General features: G+C 70.1%; 19 protein-coding genes. 12 read left to right on the forward strand and 7 right to left on the reverse strand.

All coding sequences use genetic code 11. From position 1 onward, the window contains the following. Positions 1-6: 6 nt before the first annotated feature. On the reverse strand, positions 7-1,743 hold the full coding sequence (locus tag AW274_RS29950) for a S8 family serine peptidase (RefSeq protein WP_062439001.1): 1,737 nt from the start codon (positions 1,741-1,743) through the stop codon (positions 7-9). A 166-nt stretch (positions 1,744-1,909) separates the two neighbouring features. Here AW274_RS29950 and icmA point away from each other — a divergent pair, with 166 nt between their 5' ends. The 3 genes from icmA (at position 1,910) to AW274_RS29965 (ending at position 6,158) form a co-directional block, all read left to right on the forward strand. Continuing rightward, positions 1,910-3,571, forward strand: coding sequence for a coenzyme B12-dependent isobutyryl-CoA mutase large subunit (gene icmA, locus AW274_RS29955; protein ID WP_062439003.1), 1,662 nt, complete (start codon positions 1,910-1,912; stop codon positions 3,569-3,571). 171 nt (positions 3,572-3,742) lie between these two features. Further along, complete coding sequence (locus tag AW274_RS29960) at positions 3,743-4,678, forward strand: tetratricopeptide repeat protein (RefSeq protein ID WP_062439006.1); 936 nt, start codon at positions 3,743-3,745, stop codon at positions 4,676-4,678. 70 nt (positions 4,679-4,748) lie between these two features. Continuing rightward, on the forward strand, positions 4,749-6,158 hold the full coding sequence (locus tag AW274_RS29965) for an NAD-dependent malic enzyme (protein ID WP_062335901.1): 1,410 nt from the start codon (positions 4,749-4,751) through the stop codon (positions 6,156-6,158). A gap of 430 nt (positions 6,159-6,588) precedes the next feature. Here AW274_RS29965 and AW274_RS29970 read toward each other — a convergent pair whose 3' ends face one another. Next, positions 6,589-7,713 carry a hypothetical protein gene (locus AW274_RS29970; protein WP_062439008.1) on the reverse strand — a complete coding sequence of 375 codons (1,125 nt, stop codon included), beginning with the start codon at positions 7,711-7,713 and terminating at the stop codon, positions 6,589-6,591. A gap of 122 nt (positions 7,714-7,835) precedes the next feature. Between AW274_RS29970 and AW274_RS29975 the strand changes: the two genes are divergently transcribed. Further along, a complete protein-coding gene (locus AW274_RS29975) occupies positions 7,836-8,414 on the forward strand; it encodes a YqgE/AlgH family protein (protein WP_062439010.1) in 579 nt (192 codons plus the stop codon). 395 nt (positions 8,415-8,809) lie between these two features. On the opposite strand, the gene AW274_RS29980 is transcribed toward AW274_RS29975, so the two are convergent. Continuing rightward, entirely contained in the window at positions 8,810-9,415 is a 606-nt protein-coding gene (locus AW274_RS29980) for a TetR/AcrR family transcriptional regulator (protein WP_062439012.1), read from the reverse strand. 134 nt (positions 9,416-9,549) lie between these two features. On the opposite strand from AW274_RS29980, the gene AW274_RS29985 reads away from it, so the two are divergent. The 6 genes from AW274_RS29985 (at position 9,550) to AW274_RS30010 (ending at position 15,711) form a co-directional block, all read left to right on the forward strand. Further along, positions 9,550-11,115 (forward strand): DHA2 family efflux MFS transporter permease subunit, encoded by a 1,566-nt coding sequence (locus AW274_RS29985; RefSeq protein WP_062439015.1) that lies wholly within the window; start codon positions 9,550-9,552, stop codon positions 11,113-11,115. Between the two features lie 70 nt (positions 11,116-11,185). After that, positions 11,186-11,449 (forward strand): DUF3039 domain-containing protein, encoded by a 264-nt coding sequence (locus AW274_RS29990; protein ID WP_030455569.1) that lies wholly within the window; start codon positions 11,186-11,188, stop codon positions 11,447-11,449. A gap of 225 nt (positions 11,450-11,674) precedes the next feature. Beyond that, entirely contained in the window at positions 11,675-12,526 is an 852-nt protein-coding gene (locus AW274_RS29995) for a zinc metalloprotease (protein WP_062439017.1), read from the forward strand. Positions 12,527-12,679: 153 nt separating this feature from the next. Next, on the forward strand, positions 12,680-13,336 hold the full coding sequence (locus tag AW274_RS30000) for a hypothetical protein (RefSeq protein ID WP_062439019.1): 657 nt from the start codon (positions 12,680-12,682) through the stop codon (positions 13,334-13,336). A 129-nt stretch (positions 13,337-13,465) separates the two neighbouring features. Beyond that, the gene (locus AW274_RS30005) at positions 13,466-15,214 is read left to right on the forward strand and encodes a DEAD/DEAH box helicase (protein ID WP_083975024.1); all 1,749 of its coding nucleotides are present in this window, start codon (positions 13,466-13,468) and stop codon (positions 15,212-15,214) included. Further along, complete coding sequence (locus tag AW274_RS30010; RefSeq protein WP_062439022.1) at positions 15,211-15,711, forward strand: GNAT family N-acetyltransferase; 501 nt, start codon at positions 15,211-15,213, stop codon at positions 15,709-15,711. Before AW274_RS30005 ends, AW274_RS30010 begins: the two co-directional genes overlap by 4 nt. 118 nt (positions 15,712-15,829) lie before the next feature. Here the strand turns inward: AW274_RS30010 and AW274_RS30015 are convergent, their stop codons facing one another. The 4 genes from AW274_RS30015 to AW274_RS30030 form a co-directional block, all read right to left on the reverse strand. Further along, a complete protein-coding gene (locus tag AW274_RS30015; RefSeq protein ID WP_062439023.1) occupies positions 15,830-16,615 on the reverse strand; it encodes a hypothetical protein in 786 nt (261 codons plus the stop codon). A gap of 24 nt (positions 16,616-16,639) precedes the next feature. Next, on the reverse strand, positions 16,640-17,149 hold the full coding sequence (locus AW274_RS30020) for a hypothetical protein (protein ID WP_062439026.1): 510 nt from the start codon (positions 17,147-17,149) through the stop codon (positions 16,640-16,642). 96 nt (positions 17,150-17,245) lie between these two features. Continuing rightward, positions 17,246-17,830 carry a nicotinamidase gene (locus tag AW274_RS30025; RefSeq protein ID WP_062439028.1) on the reverse strand — a complete coding sequence of 195 codons (585 nt, stop codon included), beginning with the start codon at positions 17,828-17,830 and terminating at the stop codon, positions 17,246-17,248. A gap of 61 nt (positions 17,831-17,891) precedes the next feature. Then, complete coding sequence (locus tag AW274_RS30030; RefSeq protein WP_232320492.1) at positions 17,892-19,133, reverse strand: nicotinate phosphoribosyltransferase; 1,242 nt, start codon at positions 19,131-19,133, stop codon at positions 17,892-17,894. A 75-nt stretch (positions 19,134-19,208) separates the two neighbouring features. On the opposite strand from AW274_RS30030, the gene clpS reads away from it, so the two are divergent. Then, positions 19,209-19,496 carry an ATP-dependent Clp protease adapter ClpS gene (clpS, locus tag AW274_RS30035; protein WP_062439033.1) on the forward strand — a complete coding sequence of 96 codons (288 nt, stop codon included), beginning with the start codon at positions 19,209-19,211 and terminating at the stop codon, positions 19,494-19,496. Beyond that, positions 19,496-20,023 carry a DUF2017 domain-containing protein gene (locus tag AW274_RS30040; protein ID WP_062439035.1) on the forward strand — a complete coding sequence of 176 codons (528 nt, stop codon included), beginning with the start codon at positions 19,496-19,498 and terminating at the stop codon, positions 20,021-20,023. Before clpS ends, AW274_RS30040 begins: the two co-directional genes overlap by 1 nt.

Raw genomic sequence — 20,023 nt, forward strand, 5'->3', positions numbered from 1 at the left:
ACGGGCTTAGTGGCCCACGGCCCGCAGCGCGTTCACGATGCCCGCACCGTAGAAGCCGTTCCGGAGGGGGTTGCCCTCACAGGTGTGCGTCGCGGTGACGGTGTTGCCGGCCGGCAGGTGCCGGGTGTAGGTGTAGCTGCCGCCGGGCGGGCACGGCGTCTTCACCGCGGTCGCCTTCAGGCGGGCCTCCACCACGTCGGGGTCGAGGCCGAAGCCGCCGCCCCACGTCGGGCGGCCGTACTTGCTGACGATCAGGGCGGCGACGCCGGCGGCGCGCGGCGAGGCCATCGAGGTGCCCTGGAGGTACTGGTAGTAGGCGCAGGTCGAGCCCTTGCAGTCGCGCACCACGTAGTCGACTGTCGGCACGCCGTTCTCGTCGATCTCCTCGTTGGCGCGGGCCAGCGACTCGGGGTAGGCCGACAGGGTCGCCCGGGTGACGTCGCGGGTGTTGCCCGGCGTGTCGTAGGTGTCGCCGCCGGGGGCCGCCACGTCGATGTACCCGTTGCCGTAGCTGGAGTAGTACGACTTGCGCTTGCTGATGCCGGTCGACGCCACGGAGATCACGTGCTCGCCCTCACCCGGCATCGAGATGCAGCTCGGCGGGATCGTGCGCTCGTAGGCGACCTCGCCCGGCTCGCTGGCGAAGTCGGGGCTGCCCGAGTCGACGTTGGTCTTGGTGTAGTCGATCGCCTCGTTGCCGGCCGCGCCCACCAGGGTGACGCCCTTGCGGTGCGCGTAGTTCAGCGCCCGCTGGGTGGCCTTGATGATGGTCGCCTGCTCGGCCCGCGCGGCGGGGGAGTCGGCCGGGTTGTCGACGCAGTTGAACAACCACGGGTCGATGTAGTAGCTCATGTTGACGACGTCGACGCCGATGTCGCCGGCGTAGGTGAGGGCGTCGACCGAGGGCTGCAGGAAGAAGTAGCCCGAGTCCTGGCCGGCCCGGATGTTGACGATCGTCACGTTCGGGGCCACGCCCCCGATGCCCAGCTTGTTCAGCGGCGAGGCGATCGACGAGGCGACGTGGGTGCCGTGGCCGTCTTCGTCGACGTTCGCCGGGTCGTTGCACGACTGGTCGGGCTCGGCCTCACACGGACCGTCGATCGAGTCGCCGTTGGCGTCGACCGGGACGTCGGTGGTGAAGTTGCGGCTCAGCCGGTTGCTGAAGTTCGGCGCGATGTCGGGGTGGGTGCCGTCGACGCCGGTGTCGAGGATGCCGACGAGGACCCGCTTGTCGCCGGTCTCGTACTTGTGCGCCTCGTTGGCCTTCATCTGGTCGAGGTCCCACTGGGCCTCGTCGAGCGGCTCGGCGGAGGGCTTCTTGCCCCACTTCTTGTTGATGTGGCCGCCGTGGTTGCGGCCTTCCTTCTCAAGGGCGCGCGACTCGACGACCTTCTTGAGCGCGGCCTTGGCGCGGGCGTTGACCTCGGGGGCATGGCCGATCACCCGGTTGTGGGCGACCCCCTCGATCAGCGGGCTGGCCGCGACGGCGGCGGCGAAGCCGGCGTTGGTGGTGCTGACCGTGGCGACGCCGACGGCGGTGTTGACCTTCACGACGGAGCCGCCGGCCGCCTGGACGGCCTTCTGGGCCTCGCCGGCGTCGGCGCCTTCCTTGTAAAGGACGACGTACTCACTAGCGGTGTCGGCCGCGACGGCGGGCACGTGGGCCTGGGCCGTCGTGGCGGGCGCCGTCAGCGCCGCCGCGGTTAACACCACAGCGGACGCGATGACGATGCTGCGCTTCACTGCCACCTCCCTGTAGGCAGATCTGGGACGCAGCTCATATTTCGGGATGCGCGCTTCCCGTCATAGCTCTGAGGAATTTCGCTACCAATGTGTGACATTGGGGTGTTGATCTACTTAACTCTGGCCATAACTAGTAGGACGTCCTAGTATCTGGGCGGGAGGTCACATGGACGAGATCAACTCCGGCCGGGCGCGGTGGCAGGCGAGATTCGACGCGGCGCCCAAACGCGACCGCGAATTCCGCACCCTGTCGGGGCTTCCGGTCGACCCGGTCTACGGCCCTGACGCGCCCGATCCCCGCTTCGAGCGCATCGGCTGGCCGGGGGAGTTCCCCTTCACCCGCGGCCTCCACCCGACCGGCTACCGGGGCCGGCCCTGGACCATCCGCCAGTTCGCCGGCTTCGGCAACGCCCGGCAGACCAACGAGCGCTACAAGATGATCCTCGGCGCGGGCGGCGGCGGCCTGTCGGTCGCCTTCGACATGCCGACCCTGATGGGCCGCGACTCCGACGACGCCCGCTCGCTCGGCGAGGTCGGCCACTGCGGCGTCGCGATCGACAGCGCCCTCGACATGGACCTGCTGTTCGACGGCATCCCGCTCGGCGACGTCACCACCTCGATGACCATCAGCGGCCCGGCGGTGCCGATCTTCTGCATGTACGTCGTCGCCGCCGAACGCCAGGGGGTGCTCGCGCGGGCCCTCAACGGCACCCTGCAGACCGACATCTTCAAGGAGTACATCGCGCAGAAGGAGTGGCTGTTCGCCCCCGAACCCCACCTGCGCCTCATCGGCGACCTGATGGAGTACTGCGCCGCCGAGATCCCCGCCTACAAGCCGCTGTCGGTCTCCGGCTACCACATCCGCGAGGCCGGCTCCACGGCCGCGCAGGAGCTCGCGTTCACCCTCGCCGACGGGTTCGGCTACGTCGAGCTCGGCCTGTCGCGCGGCCTCGACGTCGACGTGTTCGCGCCCGGCCTGTCGTTCTTCTTCGACGCCCACATCGACTTCTTCGAGGAGATCGCCAAGTTCCGGGCCGCCCGCCGCATCTGGGCCCGCTGGATGCGCGACGTCTACGGCGCCACGACCGAGAAGGCGCAGTGGCTGCGTTTCCACACCCAGACGGCCGGGGTGTCGCTGACGGCCCAGCAGCCCGACAACAACATCGTCCGCACCGCCATCGAGGCCCTGTCGGCGGTGCTCGGCGGCACCCAGTCGCTGCACACCAACGCCCTCGACGAGGTGCTCGCCCTGCCCTCGGCCAAGGCCGCCGAGATCGCGCTGCGCACCCAGCAGGTGATCATGGAGGAGACCGAGGTCGTCAACGTCGCCGACCCCCTGGGCGGCTCCTGGTACGTCGAGGCGCTCACCGACCGCCTCGAAGAGGAGGCCGAGGCGATCTTCGCCAAGATCCGCGAGATGGGGCCCGACGGCACCATGACCGGCGGCATCCTGCGCGGCATCGAAGACGGGTGGTTCATGTCGGAGATCGCCGAGGCGGCCTTCGACTACCAGCGGAAGCTGGAGAAGGGCGAGAAGAAGATCGTGGGGGTCAACTGCCACACCGCCACGACCGAGGAGCCGCTGGAGATCCTGCGGATCAGCCACGAGGTGGAGAAGGAGCAGAACCGGGTGCTCGCCGCCCGGCGCGCCTCGCGCGACCAGGCCGCGGTCGACGCCTCCCTCCGCGAGCTCGTCGAGGTCGCGCGGGGGACCGGGAACATGGTTCCGGCCATGCTCGAATGCGCCCGCCGCGAGGCCACCCTCGGCGAGATCTGCGACGTCCTGCGTGACGAGTGGGGCACCTACACCGAACCGCCGCGCTTCTGATCGGCCAGGTCTCGCCGTCGTGACGGCGGAACGCCGGAGCGGTGCCTGCCGCCTTGGGCGGCGGGTGCGCCGCGGCGGCGGGGGGTGGCCGGGGTGGGCGGAGCCGTAACGGAGCGGAGGTTTTCCGGGGTGCGGAGTGGGAGCCCTCGCCGATGCGGCAGGATTGGGCTTATGGCAGCGGACTTCTCTCGACCCGGATCGCTCTACGGCGCCATCGACCTCGGCGCGCGCAAGCAGGCCCTCGACGCGCAGGCCCGGCGGGAGGCCGCCGCGCAGAACCCGGCCGCCCCCGGCGCGGGGCCCGAGATCATCGACGCGACGGCCGCGACCTTCACGACCGAGGTCGTGGAACGGTCGATGGGGGTGCCGATCGTCGTCGAGGCGACGGTGCCGCGGGCCGCCCAGGTGCAGGAGTTCAGCCGCGCGATCGAGAAGCTCGCCGGCGAGGCCAAGGGCGCCTGGCTGCTGGCCAGGGTCGACGTCGAGGCCAACCCCGAGCTGGCCCAGGCGCTGCGCATGCGCGCCATCCCCACCGTCTACCTGGCCTTCCAGGGGCAGCTCATGCCGCTGTTCGAGGGCCCGCTGTCCGAGCCGCAGCTGCGCCAGGCCGTCGCCCAGGTCTTCGAGCAGCTCGGCGTCGCACTGCCGCCGCCCGGTGAGGGGGACGACGAGGCCACCCCGCAGGAACCGGCCGTCGACCCCGACCTGCTGGCCGCCGACATGGCCATCGAAGACGGCGACCTCGACGCCGCCGCCCAGGCGTTCCAGCGGCTGCTGGCCCGCCAGCCCGGCAACGAAGAGGCCAAGATCGGCCTCGCCGGGGTCGGCCTGCTCTCCCGCACCCTCGACCTCGACCCGGTCGACGTGCTGAAGCGGGCCGCCGCCGCGCCCGCCGACGTCGCCCTCCAGCTTCAGGCCGCCGACGTCGAACTGCTCGGCGGTCAGGTCGACGCCGCCTTCGACCGGCTCATCGCCACGGTCCGCCGCAGCGCCGGAGACGACCGCGACAAGGCCCGCGTCCACCTGTTGAGCCTGTTCGAGACCCTGCCCGCCGACGACCCCTCGGTGGCCAAGGCGCGCCGCGGTCTCGCCTCCGCGCTCTTCTGAACCGGGCATATCACCTGCTGGATGGTGGCACGATTGGACGCACACCCAATGCGCAAAGGAGCGGATTGACGTGGCTACCGTGCCCAGCGTGTCCTATTCGATCACCGTCCGTCTGGAAGTGCCCGCAGGGGGCAAGGCGGTGAGCCAGCTCACCCATGCGGTCGAGAACGCCGGCGGCGTCGTCACCGCCCTCGACGTGACCAACGCCGGGCATGAGAAGCTGCGCATCGACGTGACCTGCGCCGCCCGTGACACCGACCACGCCCAGGCGATCGTCGACCGCCTGGGCGAGGTCGAAGACGTGGCGATCCACAAGGTCTCCGACCGGACCTTCCTGATGCACCTCGGCGGCAAGATCGAGATGAAGTCGAAGGTGCCGCTGCGCAACCGCGACGAACTCTCGATGGCCTACACGCCGGGTGTCGCGCGGGTCTCCATGGCGATCGCCCGCAACCCCGAAGACGCCCGCCGCCTGACGATCAAGCGCAACTCGGTCGCCGTGGTGACCGACGGCTCGGCCGTCCTGGGCCTCGGCAACATCGGCCCCGCCGCCGCCCTCCCCGTGATGGAGGGCAAGGCGGCCCTGTTCAAGCGGTTCGCCGGCATCGACGCGTGGCCCATCTGCCTCGACACCCAAGATGCCGACCAGATCGTCGAGATCGTCCGGGCCATCTCGCCCGGCTTCGGCGGCATCAACCTCGAAGACATCTCGGCCCCCCGCTGCTTCGAGATCGAGCGCCGCCTGCGCGAACTCGTCGACATCCCCGTCTTCCACGACGACCAGCACGGCACCGCGATCGTGGTGCTCGCCGCGCTCACCAACGCGCTGCGGGTCGTGAAGAAGGAACTGCCCGACGTCCGCATCACGCTCGCCGGCGCGGGCGCGGCCGGCACCGCCGTGCTGCGGCTGCTGCTCGCCGCCGGAGCCAAGAACGTCATCGTGTGCGACTACCTGGGCGCCGTCCACCGAGGCCGCGACGACCTCGACGAGTCGCTGCGCTGGATCGCCGAGCACACCAACGCCGAGGGCTACAGCGAAGACCTGCGCGGCGCGGTCAAGGGCGCCGACGTGTTCATCGGCGTGTCCGCCCCCGGCATCCTGACCGGCGACGACATCGCGACGATGAACTCCGACGCGGTCGTCTTCGCCCTGGCCAACCCCGAGCCCGAGGTCTCCCCCGACGACGCCCGCGAACACGCGGCCGTGGTCGCGACCGGCCGCTCCGACTACCCCAACCAGATCAACAACGTGCTGGCCTTCCCGGGAGTGTTCCGCGGCCTCCTCGACGCCCAGGCCGACGGGGTCACCCAGGAGATGCTCCTGGCGGCGGCCCGAGCCCTGGCTGCGGTGGTCTCACCGGAGGAACTCGGCCCCAACTACATCGTGCCGAGCGTGTTCCACCCAGACGTGGCGGGCGCGGTGGCGGCGGCAGTCCGCGAGTCGGCGGGCGGCAAGGCACGCGGCTTCACGGAGGCGTAGTCCCGGCGGGAACTGGTCTTTGGTTGGCGGGCGGTGACGCGTGCGGCTTCACCGAGGCGAAGGCCCTGCGGGACCTGGTTTTCGGTGGCGGGTGGCACTGCGCGGAGCTTCACCGAGGCGTAGTTCCGGTGAGACCCGGTCTTCGGTCGGCGGACGGCAACGCGTGGGGCTTCACCGAGGTGTAGGTGCCGGTGGGCCCCGGTCTTGGTGGGCGGCTCCACTGAGGTGTAGGCGCCTGCGCGACCCGGTTGGCGGGCGGTGACGCGGCTCCGCCGGGGTGTAGGGCCCGGTCATGGGTTGGCGGGTTGATGCCTGACCTTGTATCGCTTCGTTGGCGTGTCATCTTCCTGACGGCCGGGTGGCATTAAGCGTGCGGCCCGGTCTGGCTTCCAGACCGGGCCGTCTTCGGCTGGGGCGGGCGCGTCTCGGTCTAGCGCGGGGTCACCGGGAAGGTGCGGCGGGGCCAGATGCGGGCCAGCCACCAGAAGACGCCGCCCATGACGACCAGGCCGCCGGCCGTGGCGACCTTGCCCCACAGGTCGGCGGGCGGGCCGGTGTAGGGGAGCACGTCCTCGTCGTGGACGCGGTCGCGGTTCCACCAGCCGATGCTCTCGGCCTCGCGCTCGGGCTCGTGGTCGTCCTCACGGCCCCACCAGTCGTTGTCGTGGCCGCCGTCCCACCAGCCGCCGCCGTGGTCGCCGTGGCGGTGGCGGTCGTCGCGGCCCCACCAGTCGTTGTCGTGGTGATGGTGGTGGTCGCGGTTCCACCAGTTGTGCTCTTCACGGTTCCACCAGCCACCGCCGTGATGGTCGCCGTTCCACCAGCCGCCGTGGTGATCCCCATGGTCCCGCCAGCCGCCGCCGTGATGGTCCCCTCGGTCCTGACCCCACTTGCCGAAGTCGAACAGGCCGTGGTGGCGCTCGCCGCCCTCGCCCCGATCTTGGCCCCACTTGCCGAAGTCGAAGAGACCCCCCTGGCGGTCGCCGCCCTCCTCCCGGTCTTGACCCCATTTGCCGGAGTCGAACAGGCCGCCGCCTTCGCTTCGGTCGTTCCGGTTCTCGTCACGGTCCTGACTCCATCTGCCGGAGTCGCCGCCTTCGTTGCGGTTCTCCTCGCGGTCCTGGCCCCACTTGCCGAAGTCGAACAGGCCGTGGTGGACGTCGCCACCCTGGTCGTTCTGTTTCTGCAGGCCGGCCGTGCGGGTGGTGGTGGCGGGGCGGCAGGCGTCGATCCAGCGTTCGGAGACCTGTTCGCCGTCGCCGTGCACCTTGAGGCGGGCGCTCCGGGTGATCCGGACCGACTCCTCGACGGTCTCGTTGGGCGCCGACCGGCCGCGGGCGATGACGTCGTTGTCGCGGTAGAGGGTGAACTCGTGGGCGTCGGGACCCTGGTTGGTGATGCTGACGAGGACGTCGCCGGACTCGCAGTCGATCTTCTCGTACTTCACCTGGAGCGGAGGCGTGGCCGCGGCCGCCTGGGCGGGCAGCAGCAGCGCCGCCGCCATCGGTGTGGCGAGCAGCGCGAACGCCCTGCGTGCCGGTGTCGTCTGTCCCACGGGTCCCCCTCGCCCAAGATCCTTCTGGTACGGAGAGTTCCCATGTCCCCCAATTTCGTAACTCAGAGTAACGGGGTGGGGTGACGTGCGCGAATCGGCCTTCCTGCCGCATGATGGAGGGTATGGCGGAGTCGATCTACGTCGGTGGGCTGCTGGTGGCGACGCCACTGCTCGACGATCCGAACTTCCGACGTAGTGTCGTCCTCATCCTGGAGCACGACGAAGACGGCGGCACGCTCGGTGTGGTGATCAACAGACCCAGCGACATCAGCGTCACGTCGGTACTCCCCACCTGGGACCCTCTGGTGACCGGCCCCTCGGTCCTCTTCGAGGGAGGCCCCGTCCAGACCGACAGCGCCCTCGCCCTCGCCGTCGTCATGAGCGGCGCCGAACCCCTCGGCTGGCGCCGCCTCCACACCGGCCGCCGGGGCGTCTCCCGCCTCGGCACCGTCGACCTCGACGCGCCCCCCGAGATCCTGGCCGGCGAGATCTCCCAGATGCGGATCTTCGCCGGCTACGCCGGCTGGACCCACGGCCAATTGGCGGGTGAGATCGCCCAGGGCGCCTGGTACATCGTCGACTCCGAACCGGGCGACACCTTCCACCCGCATCCGTCGTCGTTGTGGCGAACGGTCCTCAGAAGACAACCGGGCGAACTGGCCTTCGTAGCCAGCTACCCCGACGACCCCTCGCAGAACTGACCACGGAAGCCGGTCGAGGCTGCCGCCCTACGACCCGATGGCGCCCGAACACCCTGCCCAGGTCGACGGCCACGGAATCGCGGTGCCCAAGCTGCAGCCAGAGCGCACTGCTTGAGCCGAAGGCCGTGTCCGAGCCGAAGGCTGGAACGCCGTGCCGGAGCGGCGGCCAGAACATAATCCTCAAGCCGAAGGCCGTCACCGAGCCGAACACCGGAACGGGGTGCCCGAGCCGAAGGCCGAAACGCTGTGCCAGAGCTGCGGGCCAGAACGCGGTGCCCAAGCCGAAAGCCGGAACGCCGTGCATGAGCCGAACCCGGCCCGCCCGCCCTGGGTAGCCGCATCGTCGCTCATCCGACCGACGTTTCCGAAGCCCGCCTCGCCTCCTGTGGAAATCGTCAGCGGTCCCAGTTCGCCACCATCAGCTGGTCGACCAGGGTGAAGGTGTCTTCCAGGCGTCGGGTCATGCCGTCGATGTCGCTCAGTTCCTCCACGGTGCAGTTCTCCAAGCCGACCCGGATCGTGCTGGTGAACGTCGCCGTCACGAACTGGCTGCGGAGGTCGTCGGCGCCGCGGCGGCGGGCGACCTCTTCTAAGATGCGCTGCTCGTTGGCGAGCATCAGCCGCATCTGCCCCGCGAAGATGGTCGGGGTCGCCTCCACGACCTGGCGGGCCTTGAGGAAACGCTGCTTGTCCTCCGGTTCGCCGTCGCGCAGGACGGCCACCGCTCCCCGCATGGCCTGGGCGAGTGCGGTAAAGGGGGACTCGGCTTCGGGACGGGCGTGCAGCTCCGATAGAAATACGTCCTGCGCGTCGGTGGCGGGGGCCAGTGCCACCTCCTCCTTCGAGCCGAAGTAGCGGAAGAACGTGCGGGGTGACACGTCGACCGCCGCGGCGATCTGGTCGATCGTCGTCGACTCGTAGCCGTGCTCCAGGAACAGGTCGAGGGCCGCGTCGATGAGCGCGACGCGTGTCTTGAGCTTTTTGCGCTCACGCAGACCCATCCCTGTCACCTCCTCGAAACATCCAGTTCACCATCTGCCACTTGTCAGGATATGTCGGATAAAACACTTTGTCATCTGTCATGGACTGACATAATCTACGTCGCGTTGACTTTCTATCCGGGGGAGAACCCGTTATGTCACAGACCACCGCCCTGCCGAAGGAGGCGCAAGGCGAAGCCGGTCCGGCTCGGCCGTGGCTGACCCTCCTGGCCGTCTCGCTCGGCGTGATCATGGTGATGCTCGACGGCACCGTCGTCGCCATCGCCAACCCGGTCATCGGGGCCGAGCTCCAGGCCTCGCTCGCCGACCTCCAGTGGGTCACCAGCGGATATCTGCTGGCCCTGGCGGTCTTCCTCATCACCGCCGGCAAGCTCGGTGACATCTTCGGGCACAAGCGGGTGTTCCTGATCGGCGTCGTCGGCTTCGCGCTGACCTCGCTGGCGATCGGCCTCACCTCCTCGATCGGCCCGCTGATCGCCTTCCGCGTGCTCCAGGGTCTCTTCGGCGCGCTGCTCCAGCCCGCCGCGCTGGCGCTGCTGCGCATGGCCTTCCCCGGCGACCGGCTGAACATGGCGATGGGCGCGTGGGGTGGCATCATCGGCCTGTCGTCGGCGGCCGGCCCGATCGTGGGCGGCCTGCTGGTCGAGCACGTCAGCTGGCAGTCGGTGTTCTTCATCAACGTGCCCGTCGGCGTCGTCGCCCTCGCGGTCGGCTGGTGGGCGCTGAGCGAGAGCAAGGCCAAGTTCCTCTCGAAGGTCGACTGGCTGGGCGTCGTACTGCTGTCGATCATGATGTTCTCGCTGGTCTGGGCGATCATCAAGGCCCCCGAGTGGGGTTGGGGCGACACCGGCACGCTGGTCTCCCTCGCCGTCGCCGTCGTGTTCCTCGCCGGGTTCCTCTGGTGGCAGACCCGGGTCTCCCAGCCGCTGCTGCCGCTGGGCCTGTTCCGGAACGTGTCGTTCTCGGTCGGTACGACGCTGATGATCCTCACCGCGTTCTCCATGTTCGGCGCGATGTTCTTCCTGACCTTCTTCTTCCAGGGCGTGCACGGCCTGTCGCCGCTGGAGTCGGGGCTGCGCATGCTGCCGATGAGCGCCGGCATGATCGTCGCCTCGCCGCTGGCCGGGTTCCTCATCGGCAAGCTCGGGCCGCGGATCATGATCTCGGGCGGCATGCTCATCACCGCCGTCGCGATGTTCCTGATGTCGCGCCTGTCGATCGACGCGACGTTCGTCGACAGCGCCATCCCGTTCGTGCTGCTGGCCTTCGGCCTGTCGCCCGTCTTCGTCGGCGCCACCGAGATCATCGTCGGCAACGCCCCCGAGGAGCTGTCGGGTGTCGCGGGCGGCCTCCAGCAGTCGGCCATGCAGGTCGGCGGCGCGCTGGGCACCGCGATCCTCGGCGCCATCGTCGCGGCGAAGGTCTCCTCCGTGTACGAGGGCTACCTCGGCCCCGTCGCCCAGTCGTTCCCCCCGGAGCAGCTCGCGGGCCTGAAGGACGCCGCCTCCTACGGCGCCGCCCCCCAGGGCCTGCCCGAGCAGATCGCGGGCGCGGTCACCAACGCCTCGCACCTGTCGTTCATGGACGGCCTCCACCTCGGCTTCGAGGTCAGCGCCGGCGTGGCGGTCTTCGCGGCGCTCATCGCCCTGCTCGTGCGGGCCGGCCGCAAGACCGAGGGCGCCGCGGTGCACATCGGCTGAGAAACTCCCAAACAGTGGCTCCCTTCCCTTTTTGGGGTGGGAGCCCCTGGAGTTTGTAGACTCGGTTTCCGTGAGCAGTACGAAGATTCTTCCCGACCAGAAGACCGAGGTCGTCCCGCGCACGTCCCACGGCGGCGACGGCGACCACGAGCGGTTCAGCCACTACGCCGACCGGAACAAGGTCACCGAGAGCTACATCACGGGTGCGCCGGTCCGGGCGATCTGCGGCAAGGTGTGGGTGCCCAGCCGCGATCCGAAGAAGTATCCCGTCTGCCCCGAATGCAAGGAGATCTACGAGGGTCTCCCCAAGGGCGAGTCGGGCGACGACAAGTGACGGGTGTCACTACTTCTTGATCGACTCCGATGCGGCTAGCGTTCGAACTCTGGTCCGGACCGGTCGCATCGGGGGAATCGAATGGCCCGGCGTCTTCTCGCCGTCTCTTTGGCATGCCTTTTTTCACTGACGGCCCCACCTGCTGAAGGCGCCGATCACTCGCACGAGCACGACCACGACTGCCCGGCGCCCGGCCGCGCGTCCGGCCGCGCCGAGCCCCGGCCATTGACGGCGACCGAGTTCGCCCAGATGAACGCCGCCCTGCGCAACCACCCCGGGCCGATCCCGGCCACGGTGACCGTGCCGATGTGGATCCACGTGCTCACCGACGGCCAGACCGGCGCGCCCGACGCGGCGGTCCGCGAGCAGGTCAACGTGCTCAACCGGGCCTACTCCGGTGCGTACGGCGGCGCCGACACCGGCGTGCGGTTCGCGCTGCGCGGCATCACCCGCACCGACAACCGCGACTGGTTCCGCAACCCGCTGGGCCTGGAAGACCCCATGAAGGCGACCCTGCGCCGGGGCGGCTCCGAGACGCTCAACCTGTACGTCTCCCAGCTCAGCGAACTGGTGCTCGGCTACGCGACCTACCCCAACTGGTACGCCGGCAGCCCCAGCCAGGACGGCGTGGTGATCGACTGGCGCACCCTGCCCGGTGGGGCGCTGCGCAACTTCAACTTCGGCTTCACCGGCGTCCACGAGATCGGCCACTGGCTCGGCCTGGTGCACACCTTCGAGAACGGCTGCACCGAACCGGGCGACTCCGTCGACGACACCCCCTACCAGGCCACGCCCACCGAGGGCTGCCCCGACCGGCGCGACTCGTGTACGGCGGCCGGGGAAGACCCGATCCACAACTTCATGGACTACGCCCACGACCGCTGCATGAACCAGTTCACCGCCGGACAGGGACTGCGCATGCGGCAGGCGTGGGCGACCTACCGAGGCGGCGTGGCGGGCCTCCAGTCGCGGTCGAGCATGGGCCCCGGCCTGCTGGGCACCCAGGCGGGCCAGGCGCCGATCGCGCCCCCTCGGCCCTACACGTACTCGGTGTTCCTGCCTCGTGGCCGGGGCTGAGCCGTCGCGACCGGCCGGCGCCGGATGCGGCGGCCGCCGGGGCGGCGGTCGGTGCCGGGGTGGGCGGAGCCGTAACGGAACCAAGCCCTTCCCTCATAGCGAAAGCGTGATCTTTGTTGACGGCCGGGGCTCCGGCGTGACTGACTTGGCGGCATGGACGAGCGGAGGGTCTGGCCGCCCACCGAGCACGCCGACGATCTGCCTCCTTCGGCCCGCTGGTACGGCACGCCCGCTCCGCCGCCGCGCCGCATCCCCCGCTGGCTGCGCCGCCTCCTGCTGATCGCGCTGGCCTCACTCGGCGCGGGGGCGGTCATCGGCGGGGTGGTGTTCTTCGTGCTCAGCCGCCCCGAGGCGCCGGTCGAGACGGTGCTGGTCACCGACGAGCTGGCCGGGCTCAGCTACCCGATCCCGCCGGGGTGGCACGAGGGCGCGCTCGCGCCGGTCACCGGGTTCACCTCCGTCGCCGTCAACGACGACCGCGCCACCGTGATGGCCCGGCCGGGCGAGAAGCTCGACGCCGCCGATCCGCGGCCCGCGCTGCTGAAACTGGCCGAGACCTACTCGCGGCTGCTGCTCCAGGGCGACACCGTCGACGTCGTGGAGGACAAGAAGGTCGAGATCGGCGGACGCACCGGACACACCCGCGCGGTGCGGGCCGAATACCGCGACGTGGTGAACCAGCCGGCCTTCCTGCGGGTGACCGTGCTCACCGCCGAGGAGGGACGCAGCGTCGTGCTGCTGGGTCTCGCGCACCCCGACGACCCGGTTTCGCGGCGCGAGATAGACACGATCATGACGGGCGCGCGATAGCACTTACCAGGCACGATGGCGAGGATCTCGCGGCCTCGGCACGTCTTGTCGGTGGGTCCGGCTAGTCTGTGGCCACGTGAGGGGAACCGATAGATACGGCAATGTCCGAGTGACCGGCGGGAGGCGCGCGTGAGCACGTCGGCCGCGTCCCACCTGTCGCCGTCATATCCCGACCGCGCCGCATGGGGCACCGCCCCGAAGCTGCGCGCGTGGCAGCAGGAGGCGTTCGACCTCTACTTCACCCGCGAACCGCGCGACTTCCTGACGGTCGCGACCCCGGGCGCCGGTAAGACCACCTATGCGCTGCGCATCGCGAGCGAGCTGCTGAGCCGGGGCGTCATCAAGGCCGTGACGATCGTCACGCCGACCGAACACCTGAAGCGTCAGTGGGCCGACGCCGCGGGCCGGGTCGGCATCGGCATCGACCCCGAGTTCAAGAACAGCCAGGGCGCCACCTCGCGCGACTACACCGGCGTCGCGGTGACCTACGCCCAGGTCGCGATGCATCCCGCGCTCCACCGCGCCCGCACCGAGGGCCGCAAGACCCTTGTCATCTTCGACGAGATCCACCACGCGGGCGACGCCAAGTCGTGGGGCGACGGCGTGCGCGAGGCGTTCGAGCCGGCCACCCGCCGCCTCCAGCTGACCGGCACCCCGTTCCGCTCCGACGACAACCCGATCCCGTTCGTCGGCTACACCGAAGACGCCGAGGGCGCGCTGCGCAGCGTCTCCGACTACAGCTACGGCTACGGCCCCGCGCTGGCCGACGGCGTCGTGCGGCCGGTCATCTTCCTCGCCTACAGCGGCGAGATGAAGTGGCGCACCCGCGCCGGCGACGAGATCACCGCCACGCTCGGCACCCCGCTGACCAAAGACCAGCTCGGCCAGGCCTGGCGGGCCGCTCTCGACCCGAAGGGCGACTGGATCCGCCAGGTCATCCAGGCCGCCGACCGTCGCCTCACCGAGGTCAGGCGGGGCATGCCCGACGCGGGCGGCCTCATCATCGCCACCGACCACGAGTCGGCCCGCGCCTACGCCAAGCACCTGCGCGCGGTCACGGGCGAGGGCGCGACGGTCGTGTTGTCCGACGACCCCGGCGCGTCCTCCAAGATCAAGGAGTTCAGCGCGTCGCAGCAGCGCTGGCTCGTCGCGGTCCGCATGGTGTCAGAAGGCGTCGACATCCCGCGGCTGGCCGTCGGCATCTACGCCACGTCGATCTCGACACCGTTGTTCTTCGCGCAGGCCATCGGCCGTTTCGTACGTATGCGCAAACGCGGCGAGACGGCGTCGGTGTTCGTCCCGTCGGTGCCGCTGCTGCTCACCTTCGCGGCCGAGATGGAGGCCGAGCGCGACCACGTCCTTAACCGCAAACGCGACGAAGACGGCCTCGACGACCTGCTCCTGGAGCAGGCCCAGCGCGAGCAGAAAGCGCCTGACGTGCTCGGCGACGAGCTGCCGTTCCAGACGCTGGAGGCGTCGGCGACCTTCGACCGCGTCCTCTACGACGGCGGCGAGTTCGGCACCGCCGCGGCTGCGGGCTCGCCCGAAGAGGAAGACTTCCTCGGTCTTCCCGGGCTCCTGGAGCCCGAGCAGGTGGCGTCGCTGCTGCGCAAACGCCAGGCCGACCAGCAGGCGGCGGCCAGGAAGAAGCCCAAGGCCGGGCCGGTGGAGCTGGCGCCCCACGAGCAGATCGCCGAACTGCGCAAGGAACTGAACGGGCTGGTCGGGGCGTGGAACCACCGGACCGGTCAGCCTCACGGGGTCATCCACGCCGAACTGCGGCGGTCGTGCGGCGGGCCCGCCATCGCCCAGGCGACCGCCGACCAGATCCGCGAACGCATCGCGATGATCCGCAAGTGGGCGGCCGGGCGTAAATGACGATCGAGATCGGCCTGGCGCGCCCCTCCGACGGTGACGCGTTGGGGGAGATCCACGCTTCGGCGTGGAGCGCCTACGAGCCGTTCTTCGAGCCGTCGTTCTACGAGAAGGCGGTGGCGCACCGGCGGGGGAAGTGGCACGCGGCGCCGGCCGAAGGAACCGAGACGGTTCTCCTCGCACGCCTTGAGGAGCGGCCTCTCGCCTTCTCCTGCTACGGGGCTTCCGCTCATCGGGCGTCGGCGGCGGAGGTTTACGACTTCTTCGGTCATCCCGACGGGTGGGGGTCGGGTATCGCGGCGGCGCTGATGGCGGCGACGTTGTCGCGGATGGAACGGGACGGGTACGGGTCGGTTCACCTGTGGACGTTCCGGGATACTCCGCGGTCGCGGCGGTTCTATACGAAGACGGGGTTCGTGGAGTCGAGGGAGAGCCGGCGCTACGACTTCGGCGAGGGCGGGCTGATCGACCAGGTCGAGTACGTGCGGAAGGTGCCGTAGCGGGCCGGGGAGGCTCTTCCGGCCAGTGGTGGGTCTGTGCAAAGTGCTTGAGCGGGTCGGGGAGGCTCGGCGGGCTGAGCTCGGTCCGGTGCCTGAGCAGGACGCCGGGATGTCGTCTTCAGGCGTTGCCGAGGTCGGTGCAGTAGGCGATGGTGGCGTCGTCTGGTTCTGTCGCGTGGCGCTTCTCCGCCTGCCGGACCTGGCCGATGACGGCTGCGGGGCCGCGTGTGGACAGGATGGCCAAGGTCTGTGGCCAGTCGGTGAGGGCGAAGTGGTCCACGATTCGGCTGGCTCCGTTGCTGAGCAGGGCGGCGGCGGATAGATCCGCTGTCGGGTGGCGGCCGGTGACCGCTTCGTCCGCTGCTCGCGGGTTGTCTTTGGCCACCCAGAAGCCGCCCGGCTGGTTCCGGTGGGCGCGTAGCTCAGCGAGGAGGCGGTGGTGTTCGTCGCTCCCCGGGGTGGTCGCCGCCAGCCGGGATTCGTAAGCCCGGCTGATGGTCACCTCGCGGGGGTCGGTGGTGACGATCGGGGGGCCGGTGAGCCTGTCGAGGGCGATGACCGCGTCGCCCAGGACCAGGTGGTCGAGGTGGTCACCGCGCACTCGCAGGATGGCCACCGCCGCCGACGGGCTGATGGGGTTCGTCACGTCGCAGGTGTGCCGGTGCAGGTCCGTCACGCGGGTGATGGCTTCGGCCAGGAGCGTGGGCAGAGTCGAAGCCGGGGCTGGTGACAGGAGGGCGCCGCCCAGGGTGCGGGCGTACCAGGCCACGCCATGGCGGCAGGTCGGCTCGGCGCCGGGGATGCCGGCGCCGTCTACCAGGACCGCCGTCGTCGAGGTGGCTCCGGTGAAGTCCTCGTTGATCCGGCCGGGTCGTGCCGCGGCGCTCGCCGTCGTCACCTTCATGGCCGGCCGCCTTCCGCCGATCGGCTACCCGTGGGTGATGGTCGGGATGCGTTTGCCGCTGCGGCCGTCGACGGCGACCCAGTGGTGGCGGGCCAGTTTGCGGGCGACGTCGACGAAGGCCGTCGAGCCGTCGATGTTGACCGGGACCACCGATGCCTGGTGGTTGCCCACCAGGGCGCCCTCGTGCACCCACACCTTCAGGCGGTTGCCCTTCTCGCCGAGGACGACCGCCGCCGTGTCGCATTCGCCGACGACGGCGGGCCAGAGGATGGTGACGTGGGTGCGGGACAGGCGTACCTCGTCGGGGTGCGGTAGCCGGACCGGGCACGACACGTCGGTCGGCGACGGGACCGGGCGGGGCGGCATGACCGCCGCCACGGGCGGGGGCGCGGGATGCGGGGCGGTGGTGGCGAGGAAGATTGTTGCGCCTTCGAGGGCGAGGATCGTCGCGACGGCGCCCAGGCGATTGCGGAGCGGCTGACCGATCCCGAAGAGCAGCCAGACGCAGACGGGCGCCAGCACCAACCACGACACACCAAGAGCAAGAGCAAACATGACCAGCCGCCGACCTAGAGGATATGACGCTAGGTAAGCGTATCCCTACGTTGAGCAATGGCAACTCGAAGCGGGTCAGGCTTCCGATTCGTCCGCCACGATCGGGCGGCCCGTCAGTTCCACCCCGGCCGCCGCCATCTCCGTCATCGCCACTTCCGTGGTGATCGGCAGCACGCCCGCCGTCAGGTCGAGCAGCACCCGCACGTCGAAGCCCTGGGTCCGCGCGTCGATCGCCGTCGCGCGCACGCAGTGGTCGGTGGCGATCCCCACCACGTCCACCCGGGAGACCCCGCGCGTCCGCAACCACGAGGCCAGCGGCACCCCGTCGCCGGAGTGCCCTTCGAACCCGCTGTACGCGGCCGCGTGGGCGCCCTTGCTGAAGATCTCCTCGATCGGCTCGGTGTCGAGGTTGTCGTGGAACTCCGCACCGGACGTCCCCACCACGCAGTGGGCGGGCCAGGTCGTCATGTAGTCGGGGTCGAGGGCGAAGTGGGTGCCGGGGTCGACGTGGTAGTCGCGGGTCGCCACCACGTGGTCGTAGTCGCCCCGCGCGACGTGGACGCTGATCGCCGCGGCCACGCCCGCGCCGCCGGTCACGGGCAGGCTGCCGCCCTCGCAGAAGTCGTTCTGCACGTCGACGATCACAAGCGCGGTGGTCATACGTCCCAATCTAGAAGATCGCGGGAGACCGGCGTCGTCCTCATGCGCCGCTCTCCCGCGATCAGGAGAAAATAGTAGGCACAGCCGGGTCGCCGGGCGAGAGGCTGTGGGCGATTTGTGGCAATTCGCGCATCGACTCCTCATGACGGGCCCGCGCGTCGTCGAGAGGCTCGCGGCCGACGATCTCGCCTGCCCGCACCAGCGGGGTCAGCAGCGGGCGGCCCAGGGAGTCGTCGGGGTGGTTGGCGACGATCTCCCCGACCGCGAGCCCGCCCGACACGGAACGGTAGGCCCACTTGCGGCCGCCCCGGCTCGGCTTGCCGACCGAGGTCTTGGCGACCGGCTTCATGGCGCCCGTCGCGTCTTCGCGGTCGACCAGCTTGTAGACCAGGTTGGCCGTCGGCGCGCCCGAGCCGGTGACCAGTTTCGTGCCGACGCCGTAGCCGTCGACCGGGGCCGCGGCCAGGGCCGCGATGGCGTGTTCGTCGAGGTCGCCGGTGACCACGATGCGGGTGCGGTCGGCGCCCAGCGAGTCGAGCTGGCGTCTCACCTCGATGGCGACCACCCCCAGGTCGCCCGAGTCGATGCGGACCGCGCCCAGGTCGCCGCCGGCCAGTTTCACGGCCGTCCGCACGGCCTCCTCCACCGAGTAGGTGTCGACCAGCAGGGTCGTCGAGAGGCCGAGGGCGTCGATCTGGGCGCGGAAGGCCGCCTCCTCCGAGTCGTGGAGGAGGGTGAAGGCGTGCGCGCTGGTGCCGGCCGTGGGGAGGCCGTATTCCCGGCCTGCCTGGAGGTTCGAGGTGGTGGCGAAGCCGCACAGGTAGGCGGCGCGGGCGGCGGCGACGGCCGCCCTCTCGTGGGTGCGGCGCGAGCCCATCTCGATCAGCGGGCGGCCCTGGGCCGCGTGGGTCATGCGGGAGGCGGCCGAGGCGATCGCGCAGTCGTGGTTCAGGATCGACAGGACGACCGTCTCCAGGACCACCGCCTCGGCGAAGGTGCCCTCGACGACCATGATCGGGGAGCCCGGGTAGTACGTCTCACCTTCGCGGTAGCCGTACACATCCCCGGAGAAACGGAAGTCGGCGAGGAAGGACAGGGTCGGCGGGTCGACGACGTGTTGCAGGAACTCCAGCTCGGGCTCGCCGAAGCGGAACGCCTCGATGGCCTCCAGGACCCGGCCGGTGCCTGCGACGACGCCGTAGCGGCGGCCCGCGGGCAGGCGGCGGGCGAAGACCTCGAACACCGCGCGGCGATGGGCGGTGCCGCCGGCCAGCGCCGCCCGCAACATGGTCAACTCATACATGTCTGTTAGCAAGGCCGAGCTCATGGACGTTTGCACGAGTCGAGAGTACGACCGCGGTGAGGCAGGATTGGGGATGTGGGTAGCACCGCTCCGATCGAGGTTGAGCGTCCGATAGCTGACGTTCGCCCAGATTTGCCGTGGGTGACCATCGTCTGGAATGACCCGGTCAACCTCATGTCCTATGTGACCTATGTCTTCCAGAGCGTCTTCGGCTATGCCCGGGAGAAGGCCGAGAAGCTCATGCTCGACGTCCACCAGAAGGGCAGGGCCGTCGTGTCGAGCGGCACACGGGAGGAGATGGAGCGCGACGTCCAGACCCTCCACTCCTACGGCCTCTGGGCCACCCTGCAGAAGGACGGCTGATGGGCCGCGGCTTCAAGGCGACGCGCGAAGGCGTGTCCGTCCACCTCGACACGGCCGAGGCCAGCGTGCTGCGGTCGCTGGTCGCCTCGATGGTGCTCGACGTGGTCGAGCCGGGCGAGACCGGCGACGACCCGCTGGAGCGCGCCCTGCGCATCGGGCCCGCCACCGAGCCGACCGACCCGGTGCTGGCCCGCCTGTTCCCGTCGGCCTACGCCGACGACGACGCCGCCTCCGCCGAGTTCCGCCGCTACACCGAGGGCGACCTGCGCGACGCCAAGCGGGCCGACGCGCTCACCCTGATCGAGACCGCCGTCGGCGGCAAGGTCACCCTGACCCCCGAACAGGCGCAGGCCTGGTTGCGCGCCCTCAACGACCTGCGGCTGGTGCTGGGTGTACGTCTTGAGGTCACCGAGGAGATCCACGAAGAGATCGCCGAGATGGGCGACGACGACCCCCGCTACCCGGCCTTCGTCACCTACGACTGGCTGACCTACCTGCAGGACACCCTCGTTCAGGCGCTTTGGTAG

It is taken from the genome of Herbidospora daliensis (genome assembly GCF_001570585.1).
GTDB lineage: Bacteria > Actinomycetota > Actinomycetes > Streptosporangiales > Streptosporangiaceae > Herbidospora > Herbidospora daliensis.

What these genes read in the sequence shown, in the direction of transcription:
- icmA (WP_062439003.1), top strand. Translation starts at nt 1,910, where the DNA reads ATGGACGAGATCAACTCCGGCCGGGCGCGGTGGCAGGCGAGATTCGAC.
- AW274_RS29960 (WP_062439006.1), top strand. Translation starts at nt 3,743, where the DNA reads ATGGCAGCGGACTTCTCTCGACCCGGATCGCTCTACGGCGCCATCGAC.
- AW274_RS29975 (WP_062439010.1), top strand. Translation starts at nt 7,836, where the DNA reads ATGGCGGAGTCGATCTACGTCGGTGGGCTGCTGGTGGCGACGCCACTG.
- AW274_RS29980 (WP_062439012.1), bottom strand. Translation starts at nt 9,415, where the DNA reads ATGGGTCTGCGTGAGCGCAAAAAGCTCAAGACACGCGTCGCGCTCATC.
- AW274_RS29985 (WP_062439015.1), top strand. Translation starts at nt 9,550, where the DNA reads ATGTCACAGACCACCGCCCTGCCGAAGGAGGCGCAAGGCGAAGCCGGT.
- AW274_RS30000 (WP_062439019.1), top strand. Translation starts at nt 12,680, where the DNA reads ATGGACGAGCGGAGGGTCTGGCCGCCCACCGAGCACGCCGACGATCTG.
- AW274_RS30010 (WP_062439022.1), top strand. Translation starts at nt 15,211, where the DNA reads ATGACGATCGAGATCGGCCTGGCGCGCCCCTCCGACGGTGACGCGTTG.
- AW274_RS30015 (WP_062439023.1), bottom strand. Translation starts at nt 16,615, where the DNA reads ATGAAGGTGACGACGGCGAGCGCCGCGGCACGACCCGGCCGGATCAAC.
- AW274_RS30025 (WP_062439028.1), bottom strand. Translation starts at nt 17,830, where the DNA reads ATGACCACCGCGCTTGTGATCGTCGACGTGCAGAACGACTTCTGCGAG.
- AW274_RS30030 (WP_232320492.1), bottom strand. Translation starts at nt 19,133, where the DNA reads ATGTATGAGTTGACCATGTTGCGGGCGGCGCTGGCCGGCGGCACCGCC.
- AW274_RS30040 (WP_062439035.1), top strand. Translation starts at nt 19,496, where the DNA reads ATGGGCCGCGGCTTCAAGGCGACGCGCGAAGGCGTGTCCGTCCACCTC.